Origin of the sequence: Paenibacillus swuensis, from assembly GCF_001644605.1 — a bacterium.
GTDB classification, from domain to species: domain Bacteria; phylum Bacillota; class Bacilli; order Paenibacillales; family DY6; genus Paenibacillus_N; species Paenibacillus_N swuensis.
The window spans coordinates 3924731-3941256 of the sequence record NZ_CP011388.1 but is presented as its reverse complement, the minus strand read 5'-3'; the positions used below and the strand labels follow the sequence as shown (position 1 = coordinate 3941256).

15 protein-coding genes are annotated in these 16526 nt (G+C 48.4%); 13 read left to right on the top strand and 2 right to left on the bottom strand.

Annotated features, from left to right (window positions below):
• The first annotated feature begins 7 nt into the window (after window positions 1-7).
• The 6 genes from SY83_RS17555 (at window position 8) to SY83_RS17530 (ending at window position 7172) form a co-directional block, all read left to right on the top strand.
• Window positions 8-1360: a dihydrolipoamide acetyltransferase family protein gene (locus SY83_RS17555; protein ID WP_068608875.1), complete on the top strand. Its 1353-nt coding sequence runs from the start codon at window positions 8-10 to the stop codon at window positions 1358-1360.
• 4 nt (window positions 1361-1364) lie between these two features.
• Window positions 1365-2771, top strand: coding sequence for a dihydrolipoyl dehydrogenase (lpdA, locus tag SY83_RS17550; RefSeq protein WP_068608873.1), 1407 nt, complete (start codon window positions 1365-1367; stop codon window positions 2769-2771).
• Window positions 2772-2894: 123 nt separating this feature from the next.
• A complete protein-coding gene (locus SY83_RS17545) occupies window positions 2895-3737 on the top strand; it encodes an ATP-binding protein (RefSeq protein ID WP_407944635.1) in 843 nt (280 codons plus the stop codon).
• A 39-nt stretch (window positions 3738-3776) separates the two neighbouring features.
• A complete protein-coding gene (locus SY83_RS17540) occupies window positions 3777-5795 on the top strand; it encodes a nitric oxide reductase activation protein NorD (RefSeq protein ID WP_068608869.1) in 2019 nt (672 codons plus the stop codon).
• 64 nt (window positions 5796-5859) lie between these two features.
• Window positions 5860-6654, top strand: a complete 795-nt coding sequence (thyA, locus tag SY83_RS17535) for a thymidylate synthase (RefSeq protein WP_068608866.1) — start codon at window positions 5860-5862, stop codon at window positions 6652-6654.
• A 20-nt stretch (window positions 6655-6674) separates the two neighbouring features.
• On the top strand, window positions 6675-7172 hold the full coding sequence (locus SY83_RS17530) for a dihydrofolate reductase (RefSeq protein WP_068608863.1): 498 nt from the start codon (window positions 6675-6677) through the stop codon (window positions 7170-7172).
• 168 nt (window positions 7173-7340) lie between these two features.
• Here SY83_RS17530 and SY83_RS17525 read toward each other — a convergent pair whose 3' ends face one another.
• Window positions 7341-7550 (bottom strand): hypothetical protein, encoded by a 210-nt coding sequence (locus tag SY83_RS17525; RefSeq protein WP_068608861.1) that lies wholly within the window; start codon window positions 7548-7550, stop codon window positions 7341-7343.
• A gap of 98 nt (window positions 7551-7648) precedes the next feature.
• On the opposite strand from SY83_RS17525, the gene SY83_RS17520 reads away from it, so the two are divergent.
• From SY83_RS17520 to SY83_RS17500, 5 genes are all read left to right on the top strand, one after another.
• Window positions 7649-8146, top strand: coding sequence for a metallophosphoesterase family protein (locus SY83_RS17520; RefSeq protein WP_068608859.1), 498 nt, complete (start codon window positions 7649-7651; stop codon window positions 8144-8146).
• Between the two features lie 228 nt (window positions 8147-8374).
• Window positions 8375-9859, top strand: a complete 1485-nt coding sequence (locus tag SY83_RS17515; RefSeq protein ID WP_068608857.1) for a glutamate synthase subunit beta — start codon at window positions 8375-8377, stop codon at window positions 9857-9859.
• A 411-nt stretch (window positions 9860-10270) separates the two neighbouring features.
• Window positions 10271-12103: an ABC transporter substrate-binding protein gene (locus SY83_RS17510; protein WP_068608855.1), complete on the top strand. Its 1833-nt coding sequence runs from the start codon at window positions 10271-10273 to the stop codon at window positions 12101-12103.
• Between the two features lie 17 nt (window positions 12104-12120).
• Window positions 12121-12426: a hypothetical protein gene (locus tag SY83_RS17505; protein ID WP_068608852.1), complete on the top strand. Its 306-nt coding sequence runs from the start codon at window positions 12121-12123 to the stop codon at window positions 12424-12426.
• Between the two features lie 75 nt (window positions 12427-12501).
• A complete protein-coding gene (locus SY83_RS17500; RefSeq protein WP_068608850.1) occupies window positions 12502-13347 on the top strand; it encodes a DegV family protein in 846 nt (281 codons plus the stop codon).
• 54 nt (window positions 13348-13401) lie between these two features.
• On the opposite strand, the gene SY83_RS17495 is transcribed toward SY83_RS17500, so the two are convergent.
• Window positions 13402-14160, bottom strand: coding sequence for an HAD family hydrolase (locus SY83_RS17495; RefSeq protein WP_068608848.1), 759 nt, complete (start codon window positions 14158-14160; stop codon window positions 13402-13404).
• Window positions 14161-14331: 171 nt separating this feature from the next.
• Here SY83_RS17495 and SY83_RS17490 point away from each other — a divergent pair, with 171 nt between their 5' ends.
• Together SY83_RS17490 and SY83_RS17485 are read left to right on the top strand one after the other, a co-directional pair.
• Window positions 14332-15408, top strand: a complete 1077-nt coding sequence (locus tag SY83_RS17490; protein WP_068608846.1) for a Gfo/Idh/MocA family protein — start codon at window positions 14332-14334, stop codon at window positions 15406-15408.
• 101 nt (window positions 15409-15509) lie between these two features.
• On the top strand, window positions 15510-16499 hold the full coding sequence (locus tag SY83_RS17485; protein ID WP_068608844.1) for a lipoate--protein ligase: 990 nt from the start codon (window positions 15510-15512) through the stop codon (window positions 16497-16499).
• The last annotated feature ends 27 nt before the right edge of the window (window positions 16500-16526 follow it).

Here is a 16526-nt window from a genome sequence, read left to right as displayed (position 1 = left end):
TCCACTATTGGCTATTTACAAATATCCATTCCCGGAGCTTGGTGAAGGCATTCACGAAGGTGAAATCGTCAAAATGCTTATCAAACCAGGCCAAACGGTAACTGACGAAGATATTATTATGGAAGTACAGAATGACAAGGCGATTGTTGAAGTGCCATGTCCGGTGAACGGCAAGATCGTTGAAGTGCTTGTGAAGGACGGACAAATCTGTCACGTCGGCGACACGGTAGCAACCATTGAAGTGGAAGGCGAACTTCCTGCCGGCGCCGAAACCGCAGAAGCAGAAGAAACAGCGCCGAATGAATCCGTTGCAACAGGCGGAGCAGACGTGAAACAAGATACACCTGTACCGGCTGAGAGCAAGGATGCTGCTTCCGGTGCGATCGCACAAACGCCTGCGGCTGCTACGGCGGCTCCTGAAAAAACTTCCGGCGAAGTTTTGGCTACGCCAAGCGTTCGTAAATTCGCTCGCGAGAAAGGTGTAAATCTTTCTCAGCTTAGCGGAACAGGCAAGAACGGCCGTATTACCCGTGAAGATGTTGAAGGCTTTAACGGCGCGGCTCCAGCACCTGCTGCTGAAACTACCCCTGTTGCCGACGCGGAAGCAGCTCCAACGGAAACAGCTAAAGCAACACCGGCAGCGGCTGTTGTTACAGGCGGCGCGGAAGAGCGCATACCGTTTAAAGGGATACGCAAAGCAATCGCTAACGCTATGGTTAAATCTGTATACACGGCACCTCACGTTACCATTATGGACGAAGTGGATGTTACGAAGCTTGTTGACTTCCGTACGAAGCTGAAGCCGGCGATGGAGAAGAAGGGTATTAAAGTTACTTACTTGCCTTTCATCGTGAAAGCATTGGTGGCGGCTTGCCGTGAGTTCCCGATTATGAACTCAACGATTGACGAAGCTGCGAATGAGATCGTCTACAAGAAATATTACAATATCGGTATCGCGGCAGATACAGACAACGGTTTGGTCGTTCCTGTAGTTCATGAAGCGGATCGTAAGAATGTATGGAATGTTGCGAACGAAATTAAAGAATTGGCTGGCAAAGCTCGCGACGGAAAACTCGCTCCTGCTGAAATGAAGGGCGGAACGATCACAATTTCCAATATCGGTTCGGCCGGCGGCATGTTCTTCACACCTGTAATCAACTTCCCTGAAGTTGCCATTCTGGGTACAGGCCGCATTACAGAGAAAGCGATCGTGAAGAACGGTGAGATTGTAGCCGCTCCGGTTATGGCGCTTTCATTGAGTTTCGACCATCGTGTAATTGACGGTGCGACAGCACAAAACTTCATGAACTACATTAAGAACTTGCTCGCAGATCCTGAATTATTCATGATGGAGGTGTAAGATAATGGTTGTAGGAGACGCTTCTTTAGATATTGACGTGGTTGTCATTGGCGCAGGTCCCGGGGGATACACAGCCGCGGCGAAAGCCGCTCAGCTGGGTCACAGCGTAATTATCGTGGAGAAAGAGGAATTGGGCGGCGTGTGTCTGAACGTCGGCTGTATTCCATCCAAAGCTTTAATTTCCGTAGCTCATACGTACGAAACGATGTCACATGCGGCGGACATGGGGATTTCCGCTAACGATGTGAAAGTGGAGTTCGCTAAAGTTCAAGAGTATAAGAACAGTGTCATCAGCAAGCTTGTCAGCGGTGTTGGTTCTCTGTTGAAAGGTAATAAGGTACAGGTGTTCCGCGGCGAAGCGATGTTTATTTCGGAGAACGAGGTTCGCCTGTTCAATGAGCAGGAGTCCCCGCGTTACCGTTTCAAACACTGTATTATCGCTACGGGTTCCCGTCCGATTGAACTGAAAACCTTTCCGTTCAGCGGACGTATCATGTCCTCCACAGGCGCTTTGAGCTTGTCTGAAGTACCGAAAAGCCTTGTTGTCATCGGCGGCGGCTACATCGGTATGGAGTTGGGTCAAGTATATGCTAAGTTTGGTTCCAAAGTGACGATTATTGAAGGCTCCGATACGATTCTTCCGGGCTTTGAGAAAGATCTAACGCAATTGGTTTCCAAAAACCTGCAGAAATACGAAGTTGACGTATTTACAGGCGCTAAAGCAGAAGGTGCGGAACAGACAGACAAGGATGTTACCGTAACCTTCTCCGTAGGCGGAGAGCAGAAGAAAGTAACGGCTGATTATGTGCTTGTCACCGTTGGCCGCCGTCCGAATACGGATGGCGATCTGGGTCTGGATCTGCTGAACATGAAGCTTACCGACCGCGGTTATATCGAAGTCGACAATCAAGGACGCACCAGCGTGCCGAATATCTACGCGATTGGCGATATCGTTGCAGGTCCAGCGCTTGCGCACAAAGCTTACTACGAAGCGCGGACAGCGGCTGAAGCTCTTTCGGGTATGCCAAGCATCGTCGATTACAAGTGCATTCCGCTTGTCGTCTTCACGGATCCTGAAATTTCCAGTGTTGGTTTAAGCGAAACCGAAGCGAAAGCGAAAGGCATGAACGTGGTCGTAGGTAAATATCCGTTCTCCGCTAACGGCCGCGCGATTTCCATGAACGCCACTGAAGGCTTTGTTAAGCTTGTGGGCGACAAAGACACTGGACTTGTTCTGGGTTGCCAAATTGCCGGGATCGAGGCTTCCAACCTGATTGCCGAAATCGGTCTTGCGATCGAAATGGGCGCAACGTTGGAGGACGTGTATCTTACGATTCATGCTCACCCGACACTTGGTGAATTAACATATGATGCCGCTGAAATGGCATTGCACAAAATGAAAAAGAAGTAATATTCATGGAGAGGAGGCCATTACGCAGGTAATGGTCTTCTTTTTATGTTCAGGCGTGCTCAGAGGCACGTATAATCTGCTTAACAGGGAGGGTTCCGGTTGGACCAACAAAACTTAGAACGATTGCTTCAGCTTGCCCGGGAGGGACGATTCCCGGAGTCCCTGCAAGCAAAGTCCGGCGGAAACGGTTATATTCCGCCGGATGAGGCTCTTGCGTTCGATGCCGCGCTCGCGATGGCGATGGGCAAGAACGTCCTGCTGCAAGGGCCCACAGGTTCAGGCAAGACAAAGCTTGCGGAGACGTTGGGACAGTGGTTCGGCAAGCGGATGCACGCCGTGAACTGTTCCGTAGATCTGGACGCGGAGGCGCTGCTGGGCTTCAAGACACTGGGACAGACGGCTCAAGGCGCGACGACAGTGGAATATGTCCCCGGGCCTGTCGTGAAGGCCATGACGGCAGGAGAGCTGCTTTATATTGACGAAGTCAACATGGCCAAACCGGAAACCTTGCCGATTATTAATGGCGTGTTGGACTACCGGCGCCGGCTGACGAACCCGTTTACGGGTGACGTAGTAGAGGCTAAGCCGGGGTTTGGCGTGATCGCCGCGGTCAACATCGGTTATGTGGGCACGGTGCCGCTGAACGAGGCGTTGAAAAATCGCTTTGTGGTTATGGAAGTGCCTTACCTGCAGGGTGCAGCGCTGCAGAAGCTCATTCGTGAGCAATCGAAGCTTCAAGATGAGTCTCTAATCTCTAGGTTTGTTCAATTGTCCGCGGATTTACTTGAACAGATTCGGATGGGGCAATTGCCGGATGAGGCCGGTTCCATCCGCGCTTTAGTGGATGCTTGTGATCTGGCGGCCTATTTACCGCCGAACAGGGCTGTCCGCCGAGCCATTGCGGATAAACTCGAAGATGAGCGGGAACGGGCAGCCGTTGTCAATATAGCGGAAACTCTATTTTAAGTGCAACACATAAACCTTTAGCGGAAAGGAGGGGGACGAATGACTTTTGTTAAGCTTGCGCCAAGCGAAGTGGATTCATTTCTCCAAATGGAACTGACGGACTTATCCAGAACGCTTTCCCGAGAAAAGGAACTAGATCTTGACTGGGACTTATTTGCGTCCTGGCAGCCTTATGGCGGGGAGAATGGGTGCCCCCGGTTATTGTTGAGCCGCTTTTGGAAGGGATATGAAAACAGCAAAGAGCGAATCGGACTGAAAAGCGATGTGTATCTTTACGCTCTTGGTGCGTCAAAATACTCGAATCTGGCTATGCTTCAGCAATACATTTCATCCACTCAGGGTGATCGAAAACGAGAACCGGAGCGGTTCCCCTCCATTCGTAATCAGCTTCTGCTCTTTTTTGAGGAGCGCCGCTTAGCTCAGGTTATTATGACAGAACGGCAGGGCACGGCGATTGTATTCCGGGAACGGTATCGTATGTTGGAAAGCTACTATGAAAATAAAGCGAAGCAACATCTTCGGCAGCGGCAACACACAGACGCTCTGTTTGCTTGCATTGTTGTTCAGGCTGTGAAAGAGGGTGAGTTCGCAACTATTGCAACCGCCACAGATGCTGAGCTACCCGAAACCATAAGGGCATTATTATGGGGGTTACGGCATGAGTGGGCCCGTCTATCTGAAGCAACATCCACAGCAGCATTGATCCAGTTGAGCGATGACTTATTTAATGTCATTAAAGAACTGCTGACCGAGGATATGAGGACGGTATATTACGCCTTCAACCCTGGACCATTACATGATAATCGGCTAAAAACAGCCGAGGATTCGCCTGAGCATCCGGATCCCGAGCTAACGCGCCTTCTGGACTCGAACCTCCCCGAGGAGCGCTCGAAGCCGCTCCAAACCCCAGACACTTCCGCCGATCCCAATTCGGCGGAAGGCGCACCGGAGCGTCTCCCGACTTGGCACCGGGAGACCGCCCCCGCCTCCAGCTTGCTTCGCTTCGAGCTGGAACGCGGAACCCGGTCGCACACCGACGGCACCGCTGCGCGCAGCCTGGAGGAGGGCGACCAAGCCCTGGCCGTTGTCCGCGCGCGCGAACTGCCGGCGCGGACCCGCCGGGGGGCCGGCGACCCTGCGGTCGCCGCGCCTCCGGCGCAAAGCCCGGAACCCCCGCAGCAAGGCCGAGCCGCGGGGGTTCCGGGCATCAACCGCTTCGCGCGAGCGGTACGCATCGGCCCGGGGCCGACGACACCCGCGCAAGCGGAAGCTTACCGCCGCATGGCGCAGGCCGTGGCGCCCTTGCGGCGAAAGCTGCACCGCACCATCCTGCTCACGATGGAGCGGCAGCGCACTGCGCCCCGGACCGATCTGGCGTTCGGACGCATGGGGCGGAACCTGACTCGCGCGGCGACGGAGCCTTTGCCGCGCCTCTTTTACAAAAAAGCCCGGCCGGCGTCGCGTCTGGATACAGCATTCATGCTGCTGGTGGACGGCTCCGCCTCCATGGCGGATAAGATGGAAGAAACGAAGCTGGGGATTACGTTATTTCATGAAACCTTGAAATCACTTTCCATTCCTCATGCCGTAATCGCGCATTGGGAGGATGCCGAGAAGCTTCGGGATGAAGATTACCCTAACATCTTTCAGGAAGTTCTGTCGTTCGACAACGCCATGCTTTCGTCCAAGGGTCCCGAAATCATGCAGTTGGAACCGGAACAGGATAACCGTGACGGGTTTGCGATCCGGACGGTTATCAAGGACCTTCTGCGCAGAACGGAGCAGCAGCGTATTCTGATGGTGTTCAGTGACGGAGAGCCTTCCGCGGAGCAGTATCATGAGGAAGGTATTTTGGACACGTATTCGGCTGTTCATGAAGCCCGTCGTCAAGGGATCGAAGTAATCGGTGTATTCTTGGCTAGCCGAGAGATTAAAGAGCAGGAACGCAGAACGATGGAGAATATTTATGGAAAAGGCTCGGTTCTGATTCCGCGCGTGGAAGAGTTACCGTCACGTTTAATTCCGATCCTGCGTAAACTTCTCCTTCGGCATTTATAATTCTTGTTTTCAACCGGAGGTAAAGCTACAATATATTTAAATTGTTGATAATGAGGTGCTCAGTGTGAAATCTTATCTGGAATTAATGCAAGATATATTGGACCATGGCGTGAAGAAAGAGGACCGGACAGGTACCGGAACCGTTAGTGTGTTCGGCAGGCAGCTACGATTTGACCTTAGTCAAGGCTTTCCTCTGATCACAACGAAGAAAATGCATCTGCGATCTATTATCCACGAATTACTGTGGTTTCTGAGCGGTGATACGAACATTCAATACCTGAAGGACAACAAAGTAACGATCTGGGATGAATGGGCGGATGAGAACGGGGATCTGGGACCCGTATACGGTTCGCAATGGCGTTCATGGCCCGCTCCGGACGGTCGCAGCATTGACCAAATCAGCGCGGTTATTGAATCCATCAAGAAGAATCCGGACTCCCGGAGACATCTGGTTAGTGCATGGAATGTGGCCGAGATTGATCACATGAAGCTGCCGCCTTGTCATTTCGCCTTCCAATTCTATGTCGTTAACGGGAAATTATCTTGCATGCTGACCATGCGGTCTGTCGATGTGTTTCTGGGTCTTCCGTTCAACATTGCAAGCTACGCGCTGTTAACGCATATGGTGGCTCAACAATGCGGACTGGAAGTTGGCGAATTCATCTGGTCCGGCGGAGATGTGCATCTGTATGCCAATCACCTCGAGCAGGTTCAGCTGCAACTGACCCGCGATCCTTTGCCGTCGCCGCAGCTAGTCATTCAGAGGAAGCCGGAGTCCATCTTTGAATATAAATATGAGGATTTCATTATAGAAGGTTACGAAAGTCATCCGGCCATTAAAGCGCCCATCGCAGTTTAAGAAAGTATGGTGAACGGTTTATGAAATACAATATTACTCTGATTGCAGCGATAGGTAAGAACCGGGAAATCGGGAAAGACAATCAATTGTTGTGGAAGTTACCGGCGGACATGGCGTATTTCCGGCGGACAACGATGGGAAATCCGATATTGATGGGCCGCAAGACGTTCGAGTCCTTCGGTGCCAAAGCCCTTCCCGGGCGTGAGAATGTGGTGTTGACTACCAACCGGACTTACCAGGCTGCGGACTCCGTCGTTGTACATTCCGTTGAAGAAGCGATGGACCGGTTCGGGGACAAGCATCTGTATGTTATTGGCGGAGCGGAAATCTATAGGCAGCTCCTACCCTATGCGGGTACCGTGTTGCTTACCGAAATCGATGCTGTATTTCATGAAGCGGACACCTTTTTCCCACCTTTAACTCCTGAAGAATGGACTTTAAACGAGTCGGTGAAAGGTGAACATAACGAAAAGAATCCTTACGATTATAATTTTAATACATACTTACGTATTTCTTAATGCCTTACACGGACACGCCAAAGAAGACCGAAGGGAAGTCCCTTTGGTCCTTTTCGAATAACAGAAGTATAAATTTATATCTTATACTTGATGTTATTTCTCCGGAATGAAACGAACTGTTCTGCCTTAAGGACGTCGACAGACGTTTCACCTTGTAACGTAAACTTTCTAGAATCGGGTGCAAAACAGCTTAAGATCTTCCATCAGCTGTTGTGTGGCTTCTTGCTCCAGTTCTTCATTGTCTTCACCCTTCTGATGCTCAAACTCGTCCATCATCGCATGGGCTACGAATTCCGCGCTGACTCCGTAATGTTTAACAATGGCGAATAAATCGCTCAAATGGTGATGGTTTTGAATAATTTCAGTCAAGCGGCTCAAGATTCATCTCTCCTTTAATCAACATCATTCCAAATTAGTTTGCTACAATTCATATTTTTTTATGAGATTCAATGACAACAACGGATGGAGGAAAGACGGTGAAAATCGGAATTGTATCGGACACGCACATGCCCGCAAGGGCGAAAGCTCTTCCGCAAGCTCTCATCAGCGGATTGAAAGGTGTAGACTTTATTTTACATGCCGGCGACTGGGTTTCTCCCGATGTGGCTGCCATGCTTGAAAGAATCGCTCCATTGGACGGCGTAGCGGGCAATAATGACGGAGAGGACATCCGTAGAAAGTTTGGTCGCAAGAAAATATTGAGCTTTGGACGCTACCGGATCGGGCTGGTGCATGGAGACGGTAGCCGCAAATCGACGGAACAACGCGCTCTGGAAGCGTTCCAGCATGAGAAAGTCGATGTTGTGATTTTTGGACATTCCCATGTTCCTTACAAACGTTCGCACAATGGCATATTGCTTTATAATCCTGGCTCCGCAACGGACAAACGCAGACAGGAGCAATACTCCTACGGCATTATGGAACTCGCAGACGAGGTTCGGGTGCAGACCTTTTATTACGATAGTAAGCTGTAGAATAGTACAAACATTTAATGAGTTAATCCATTTTCTATGAGCAGGCTTGCGTGTTAAGATTTATGAAATTTTATGGGTGAAAAGTTTGCTTATGAGGTCGTTAAGAAAGTTTTATTGTGCAAAGGGAAGCGAATACCTAGACAACGCCTTTGCACCCTGTGGTAAGATATCACTAATATACATTTGTCGTATACTGACGGAAATTACGGATGGGGGAAAATAGATATCATGTCGACACCTACTGGATTTATGGAATATAAGCGCGAGCTGCCGGCTGATCGGGAACCTCTCACACGCATTTTGGATTGGGAAGAGTTTCACCAGCACTTTTCCGAAGACAAAATCAGAACGCAAGGCTCCCGTTGCATGGATTGCGGAACGCCTTACTGTCATACCGGCATTGAATTGAACGGACATACCTCTGGCTGTCCTGTGAATAACCTGATTCCGGAATGGAATAACTTAGTTTACCGCGGACTATGGAAGGAAGCGCTAGATCGGCTCCACAAGACGAATAACTTTCCCGAGTTTACGGGCCGTGTTTGTCCCGCTCCTTGTGAAGGAGCTTGTACCGTAGGCTTAATCGGAGAGCCCGTAGCCATTAAGTCCATAGAACAGGCGATTATCGATAAAGGGTTCGACGAAGGTTGGGTTGTCGCGAAAGCGCCTGCCACCCGAACAGGCAAGAAGGTTGCCGTAGTCGGATCGGGTCCCGCGGGCATGGCGGCCGCGGCGCAACTGAACAAGGTCGGTCATGAAGTGACGGTATATGAACGTGCGGACCGCATTGGCGGATTGCTGACATACGGCATCCCGTCCATGAAGCTCGACAAGGGTGTTGTCCAACGTCGTGTGGACTTAATGGAAGCAGAAGGCGTAAAGTTTGTAACGAATACGGAAATCGGTAAAGATATTTCCACCCATCAGTTGCAGCAAGACTTTGATGCTGTGATTCTTGCAGGCGGCGCAACGAAACCGCGGGATATTCCGATGGAAGGCCGTGAATTAGGCGGCATTATGTATGCAATGGATTATTTAACCCAGAATACAAAGAGCTATCTGGACTCTGCATTGGCTGATGGTCAATACGTCAACGCTGAGGGAATGGATGTTATCGTAATCGGCGGCGGCGATACAGGAACCGATTGTGTGGCTACGGCGCTGCGTCATAAATGTAACAGCGTAACGCAATTCGGTACGCATGCCAAGGGGCCTGAGGAGCGTAATGAAAGCAGTAATCCATGGCCGCAATTCCCTACTGTTTATACGCTGGATTACGGTCACGAGGAAGCTAAAGCTTTGTACGGGCATGATCCGCGTGAGTTTTCCGTATTGACGAAGAAATTTGTCGGAGACGAGAACGGACATGTAAAGGAATTGCACACGGTGCAAATTCAACGGAAGATTGTTGACGGTGTGAAGGTTTATGAGGAAATTCCGGGAACTGAGAAAGTCTATCCGGCGCAGTTGGTATTAATCGCTGTCGGGTTTGAAGGACCGGAGTTGGGGCTAATCGCCGAGTTCGGTTTAGAACAAGACCGGTACACGAATGTGAAAGCACAGTATGGTAAATACCAGACCAGCGTTGAAGGGGTATTCGCCGCAGGAGATATTCGCCGCGGTCAATCGTTAATCGTCTGGGCAATCAATGAAGGCCGTGAAGCCGCCAGAGAAGTGGATAAGTACTTGATGGGCGCATCCATATTGCCATAATTCAATTTATAAAGAAACCGCCGATCATCCTTAGGATGGTCGGCGGTTTCACTTCATGATGAAATTAAACAATGAAGCTCATGGTGAAGAGCAAAGCGTGTAGCACCAATCTCTTTGGAAAGTAACCTTCCCTGCTATGAAATGTAGCCAATTCCTGATTTTTGTATTGCACTCTTTTGTAAGCAACATATTCATCAACGACCAACATGCTCATCACCCTTTTTCTTCCGTAATTTGTAATTTAATTATAACTGGAATAAAAGGGCACAAAAATCGTATACATAAAATTTGGCATTTCCTCTTTTTATCCGTTCCTATCTCTTGCGGGATGGTGTATCTTAATAAAAGAGGACTAAAAGGGTACGGGTCTTAAAATTCATTTCATCTTTTAACGTGAGGGGAGATCATAATATGCATCTTTCTATACAATATCTGGACCTAAGGAAACATTACAGAGAGATTGACCTTGGTGTGCGCGTTCCTGTTACTGTGGATCAATTGGCAGGCATTTTTTTCTGTACGAAACGAAATGTGAAAATTATTATCAAGAAGTTGACGGATGCAGGATGGATTCATTGGTGCTCCGGCAGGGGCCGGGGGAATATGTCCGTCCTTACGTTCCTGCATCCGACCGAGGCGCTGTTATTGGAGGCTGCTCAGGAAGAGATGCAACGGGGTGAGCTGCAAGCGGCTTTGGCTCTTATAGAAGATTATGGTGAAGGCAGCCAGATCAAGGATCAGTTTATGGAATGGCTCAATGGATATTTTGGGTACAATACGTTGCAAAAGCAGACTCAGGATTACGAACTGTTCCGGTTTCCGGTATATCAGCAAATCTACACCCTGGACCCCGCGAAGTTGAGTCATGCCTTCGACGGACATATGGCCCGGCAAATTTACGATACCCTTGTGATGTTTAATCGTCAGACACAGAGCATTGAACCTCACCTCGCTCATCATTGGGAAGTCTCTGCGGATGCAACAACCTGGCACTTTTTCCTGCGGCGAGGTATCATGTTCCATCACGGAAGAGAATTGAACAGTGCGGATGTGGTGTATTCCCTGCAACGCATGAGAGAGCAATGCAGCGGCAGCGCCGCACTTTGGTTCTCCAAGATGAAGGTAGTGGAAGCTCTCGATTCTACAACGATTCGAATTCAACTAACGCAGCCGAACCATCTGCTCTTGCGATATTTATGTAATGGGACGGCTTCCATTTTACCGATGGACTTGTTGAAATTAGGAGAAGAAGAATTCTTCCGCAAACCGACAGGTACTGGGCCCTTTAAGTTAACAAGATGGACGGAACACCGGTGTGTGCTTGAGTCTCATCCCCAGTATTTTTTGGGCAGAGCTCATTTGGACGGCGTGGAAATTGTTTTTCTACCCGAAGATGAGAAGGTGCATGTAGATTCACCGGACTGGAATTCGATCTTGTGTTATGGTAAAACTTGCCGAAAGCATGAACCTCATTGGAATCAGATCGAAGAGATATGTACGGGCAGTTCCATGCTGCAATTTAATCAGAAACGCAAGGGCTCCCCTGTCCAGGATCTGAGGTTTCGTAAAGCAATACATCATCTGATCGATCGAAAGAAGATGGTACAGGAACTTAGCGGATTTCGAGTGATGCCCGCGCACAGTTTGTATCCGAGAAACCAAACCGCTGCTGTCAATTTGGATGATCCTTTTCATGATTCGCTGATTGCGCGTGCTTTACTTAAAGACATGGAATATGACGGTACACCGGTAAAACTAGCTTGCAACTCAAAAAATCGGAAAGACACGTCCTTTATTCGTGACCAATGTGCTGCGTATGGAATTCCGGTAGAGATCGTGTATACAGATGACTGCCATAGCTCCTTCTCGAGTACGATTAGTTCGGCGGATCTGTTGTACAGCAGTCTGGTTCTTGAAGAAGACCAAGTGACGATCATTGAAACTTATTATGATAAGAAATACTGGGTAGGTTGCAATGATGTATTAGCCCGTGAGATCAATCAGATCATCCAAATGGTGCTGATGGAAGCGAAAGACGGAAAAAGACAAGTTTTACTTGACAGCATAGAAACGAAACTGATGGAATTCTGCGCTCTCACCTTTATTACTCATAGCAAAATCAATACCGCGTTTCACCCGTCCGTAAAAGGCTTGGGATTTAATTCGCTCGGCTGGATGGATTTCAGACATATTTGGATTCAACCGGATTTAGTTCGAGCCAAAAGGGCGGAACGTTTAGGATAAAAAGGGGTTAGTATACGATGATGAAATATGATTCCGATTATTATTCGGAGATTCAGTTTATAAATATGAAGGCTGAAGTTGAATTTCGGGAAGACGGTCAATGGATCGATATCTTTATTGGATTCGAAGTTGCTCCGAACACACCGTTGTCTGATGAAATGAAAGAACTTTCGGCTCTGTTAATTTGCAATGCTGCCGGCCATATCGTACAGTGGGTTGTGTTGGATGCCGGATGCGATAGTGAGTACCAGTTTACACCGGATGAGAAAGCACAATTAACCGCCTTTGCGGAGGGTCTTGACCTGCAGCGACAATTTACGTAAAATTTACGAAGCACCCGTAAGTACGCGCAGTTAAGCGTATTCACTTAAGGCATATGAATTGAGAGGAAGGCAAGCATGGCGATTACAATTATTTCTGACGGAAGTATGGATTTCCCAACCGAAATACTGAATAAAGCTGGCATTATGATTGTTCCTTTATCCGTCCATTTTGACCATGAACAATTCAAGAGCTCTGAACTTTCTTATGAGGATTTTTATGCCAAGATGAAGAACAGTTCGGTGTTACCGAAAACGTCCAGCCCTTCCCCGATGGAGTTTTTAAATCTTTATAAAGAAGAAACCGACAAAGGGAATGATGTGCTTGTTCTGGCACTGTCTTCCGCTCTTAGCAGCACTTATAATCACGCCGCATTGGCTAAAGATATGCTGTTGGAAGAAGAGTTCTCCGGAAACATTGAAGTCATTGACAGCCGTTCCGCGTCGAATGGGTTAGGCTTGATGGTATATGAAGCATATCGGGCTGTACAGCTAGGTAATTCATTTGCTGATGTCGTGGCGTTGGCCAATTCGAATGTGCAGAAAATCCGCACTTTGTTCTTTCTGGAGACGCTAGAGAACGTTGTGAAAGGCGGTCGTCTTGACCGTGTGAAAGGCGCGCTCGCTTCATTCCTGAACATTAAATTACTAATGCACCGTACAGATGAAGGAAGTATTGATGTATTAGAGAAAGTCCGCGGGTCACAAAAAGCATTACAACGTCTTGTGGACATGATCGGAGAGCTTAAAGAAGGTTTCGGCAAAGACGTCCTTGCCATTGCACATAGCAACTGCGAAGAGAAAGCCAAAGCCCTCAAAGAGCAAATTATGCGAAAATACCCGTTTAAGGAAGTTTTTATTTCTGAAATGGGGCCTGTAATCGGCACTTATGCCGGTGAAGGCGGCATCGTTGTCTCTCTTTAATACAGGAAGGACTTGGTCAACTTGACCAAGTCCTTTTCTTTAAGTTTGAGTGGATTATATGGCGGGATTCGCTGAATTCGCTTCGGGGGCGAAGGTACGAATCGCATGAGGCACTTCGGTTAAATCTTTGAGTGTGAGGAACGCACCCTGCGGCGTAACCTTAATTTCAATGTTGTTATATTGCCATTCCACTTGAGCGGGAATAAAGATGGCGTGAATACCCGTTTGCAAAGCCGGGACAATATCCGTCCGGATGGAGTTACCGATCATCCAGGTATGTTTACGATCGTATTGATGCTCCACCAATATACGCTCCAAAACATCTACCGTCTTGTGTTGCGCGATATAGATTCGATCCTCAAAGAACGTTGACAGCTGCAGCTTGTCCACCTTCTTCTGTTGAATAGCCTCAACGCCTCCGGTATACAAACAAAGTAAGTGTCCCTCATCTTTCAACTTCTGCAGAACTTCCAGCATATTCGGGAAAGCTTCAAACTCCTGGTCATAGACAGAAGCGCCTAGTGTATTCAACCAGTCTCTCTCCACCGGGTTTTGTGGATAACCTGTCAAGTTGCTGTAATGTTCATAAGTTTCAATAAAGGACTGGGGGAAATGCTCAAGGGTGAATCCGTGCTGCTCCACCATAGCCACATCCAGTTCTTGCTGGACGTCCCGAATCTGCTTCTCGGTAATCCCAAAGCCTCGAAACCACATTTCCATCTGATCTGCAAACTGTGAAATTATCATTTCGAAATATTTATTACAATGTATTAAGGTGTCGTCCATATCAAATATAATGGTTTGTTTATCCATATTCACTTTCTCCATATCTCATAATGTAGATTTTATGTCTGTTCCATACTTTTCCCTTATCGTACCATATTCAGCCATAACCGGACAAACCTCACTGGAAGTATCGGATGGTTTCATGTAAAATAGTCAGTATGTGAAGTTTTGGGAACCAACAAGGAGGCCAATCGAAACGTGGAAACAGATAACCGGATTCAACTAGGCATTATTGGCGCGGGAAATATCGGCAACGTACATATGATGGGATTTAAACAACTTTCAGACTCCGTGAATCTCGCAGCGGTAACGGATACATATTTGCCCTTGGCGCAGCTCAGGGCGCAAGAACATGAAATTAATCGTGTACATCATACACCGGATGAACTGATTGACGATGAGAAGCTGGATGCCGTGATTATAGCCGTACCTAATCAATGGCATGCGCCTTTAGCCATACGTGCCCTTCAGGCGGGGAAACATGTTTTGTTAGAGAAACCTATGGGCATCAATTCGGCCACAGCTAAGCAGATTGTTGAAGCCCAACGCGAGTCGGGCAAGACGTTAATGGTGGCTCACCAGATGCGGTGGGAGTGGCTTCCTCTTCAATTGAAAGAACAGATTGATAAAGGATCGCTCGGTCGGATTTACAACGCCAAGGCCGGTTGGATGCGCCGTAAGGGAATCCCTGGCTGGGGTACCTGGTTTACGCGTAAGGAAGAAGCTGGTGGCGGACCGTTAATCGATATTGGGGTTCACTTGCTTGATCTCTCCTTGCATCTCATGGGCAGTCCGCGTCCGGTATCCGTGTACGGAACAACCTACGCGGAATTCGGACCGAAGAAGAAGGGCATAGGCTCCTGGGGCAAACCGAACTGGGGCGGCTATTATGACGTTGAGGATCTGGCGACAGCCATGATTAAGCTGGATAACGGCGCAACCCTTACACTGGATGTTTCCTGGGCTGTGCATATGAATACTGACAGTAACTCATTTATTCACTTGATGGGTGACGGCGGCGGGGTGTCCTTGACAGGGGAAACCGGAAAGCTCCTTACAGAGGTGTTTGATCAGACGGTTGAAGTGGATTTGGCCAAGCCGGAAAGCGATGAGGGACAACGAATTCGGATGAATCGACATTTTCTGGAGTGTATTCAAACGGGAGAAACCCCATGGACTTCCGCTATTACAGGGTATCGCAATAATTTGATTATTGATGCAATTTACGAATCTTCCCGGACAGGCAACGAAGTCAAGATTAATTGGGAAGTATAATAGAGAAACTAATGTGATACCGAATGAACGGGTCCGATCGGTGAGGATAGTTGCCGGTGGGGCCTGTTCTTACTTAATTGCGGATACGGAGGATGGTACATATGCTGTTTATCGACCACGAGGGACATCACGACCCGGGCATTAATCTGGCCATTGAAGAATTTGCTTTAAGACACCTGAACATGGATCAGGATTATTTGTTATTTTATATTAACGAACCCTCCATCATTATCGGCAAAAATCAAAATACGCTGGAAGAAATCAACCTCCCCTATGTAAAGGAGAATCAGATTCATGTCGTAAGGAGACTTTCCGGCGGAGGCGCGGTTTATCATGATTTGGGTAACTTGAATTTCAGTTTTATCACCAAAGACGACGGGAAATCCTTTAACAATTACAAGAAATTCACAGAACCGGTTGTACAAGCGCTCCGATCGATGGGGGTTGAAGCCGAATTAACCGGTCGGAACGATATTCAGGTAGGCGAACGTAAAATTTCTGGGAACGCGCAGTTTTCAACCCGGGGCCGTATGTTTACGCACGGTACCCTGCTGTTCAATACGGAAATGGACCATGTCGTACAAGCTCTGAATGTAAATCCCGAGAAAATCCAATCCAAAGGCGTGAAGTCGGTGCGCAGCCGTGTAGCTAACATTACAGAGTTTCTTGCCGACGACATGACCATCGAACAGTTCAAGCAGCATATACTGAGGGCTATTTATGGTGAAGGCCAGATAGAGCAGTACAAGCTGACAGATACGGATTGGGTCAAAATAAGGGAGATATCGGAGGACCGTTACCGAAACTGGGACTGGAACTTCGGACAATCCCCGCAGTATAACTTCCGCAACTCCAAGCGGTTTGAGGGCATCGGAACGATTGATGTGCGACTTGAAATTGAGCAAGGCATCATTCGGGAAGCGCATATTTACGGAGATTTCTTCGGAACAGGCGATGTGGCTGAGATTGCGGAACGTCTTATGAATGTTCGCCACACTGAGGAAGATCTTACGAATGTACTGAAGGACGTGAACGTGAAAACGTACTTTGGCCCTATAGAGCAGAGCGACTTCATTGCTCTGTGCTTCTAAATCAGACCCGCCACGGGAGAGGAAGGG

What these genes read in the sequence shown, in the direction of transcription:
- SY83_RS17505 (WP_068608852.1), top strand. Translation starts at nt 12,121, where the DNA reads ATGATGAAATATGATTCCGATTATTATTCGGAGATTCAGTTTATAAAT.
- lpdA (WP_068608873.1), top strand. Translation starts at nt 1,365, where the DNA reads ATGGTTGTAGGAGACGCTTCTTTAGATATTGACGTGGTTGTCATTGGC.
- SY83_RS17515 (WP_068608857.1), top strand. Translation starts at nt 8,375, where the DNA reads ATGTCGACACCTACTGGATTTATGGAATATAAGCGCGAGCTGCCGGCT.
- SY83_RS17510 (WP_068608855.1), top strand. Translation starts at nt 10,271, where the DNA reads ATGCATCTTTCTATACAATATCTGGACCTAAGGAAACATTACAGAGAG.
- SY83_RS17530 (WP_068608863.1), top strand. Translation starts at nt 6,675, where the DNA reads ATGAAATACAATATTACTCTGATTGCAGCGATAGGTAAGAACCGGGAA.
- SY83_RS17500 (WP_068608850.1), top strand. Translation starts at nt 12,502, where the DNA reads ATGGCGATTACAATTATTTCTGACGGAAGTATGGATTTCCCAACCGAA.
- SY83_RS17540 (WP_068608869.1), top strand. Translation starts at nt 3,777, where the DNA reads ATGACTTTTGTTAAGCTTGCGCCAAGCGAAGTGGATTCATTTCTCCAA.
- SY83_RS17495 (WP_068608848.1), bottom strand. Translation starts at nt 14,160, where the DNA reads ATGGATAAACAAACCATTATATTTGATATGGACGACACCTTAATACAT.
- SY83_RS17485 (WP_068608844.1), top strand. Translation starts at nt 15,510, where the DNA reads ATGCTGTTTATCGACCACGAGGGACATCACGACCCGGGCATTAATCTG.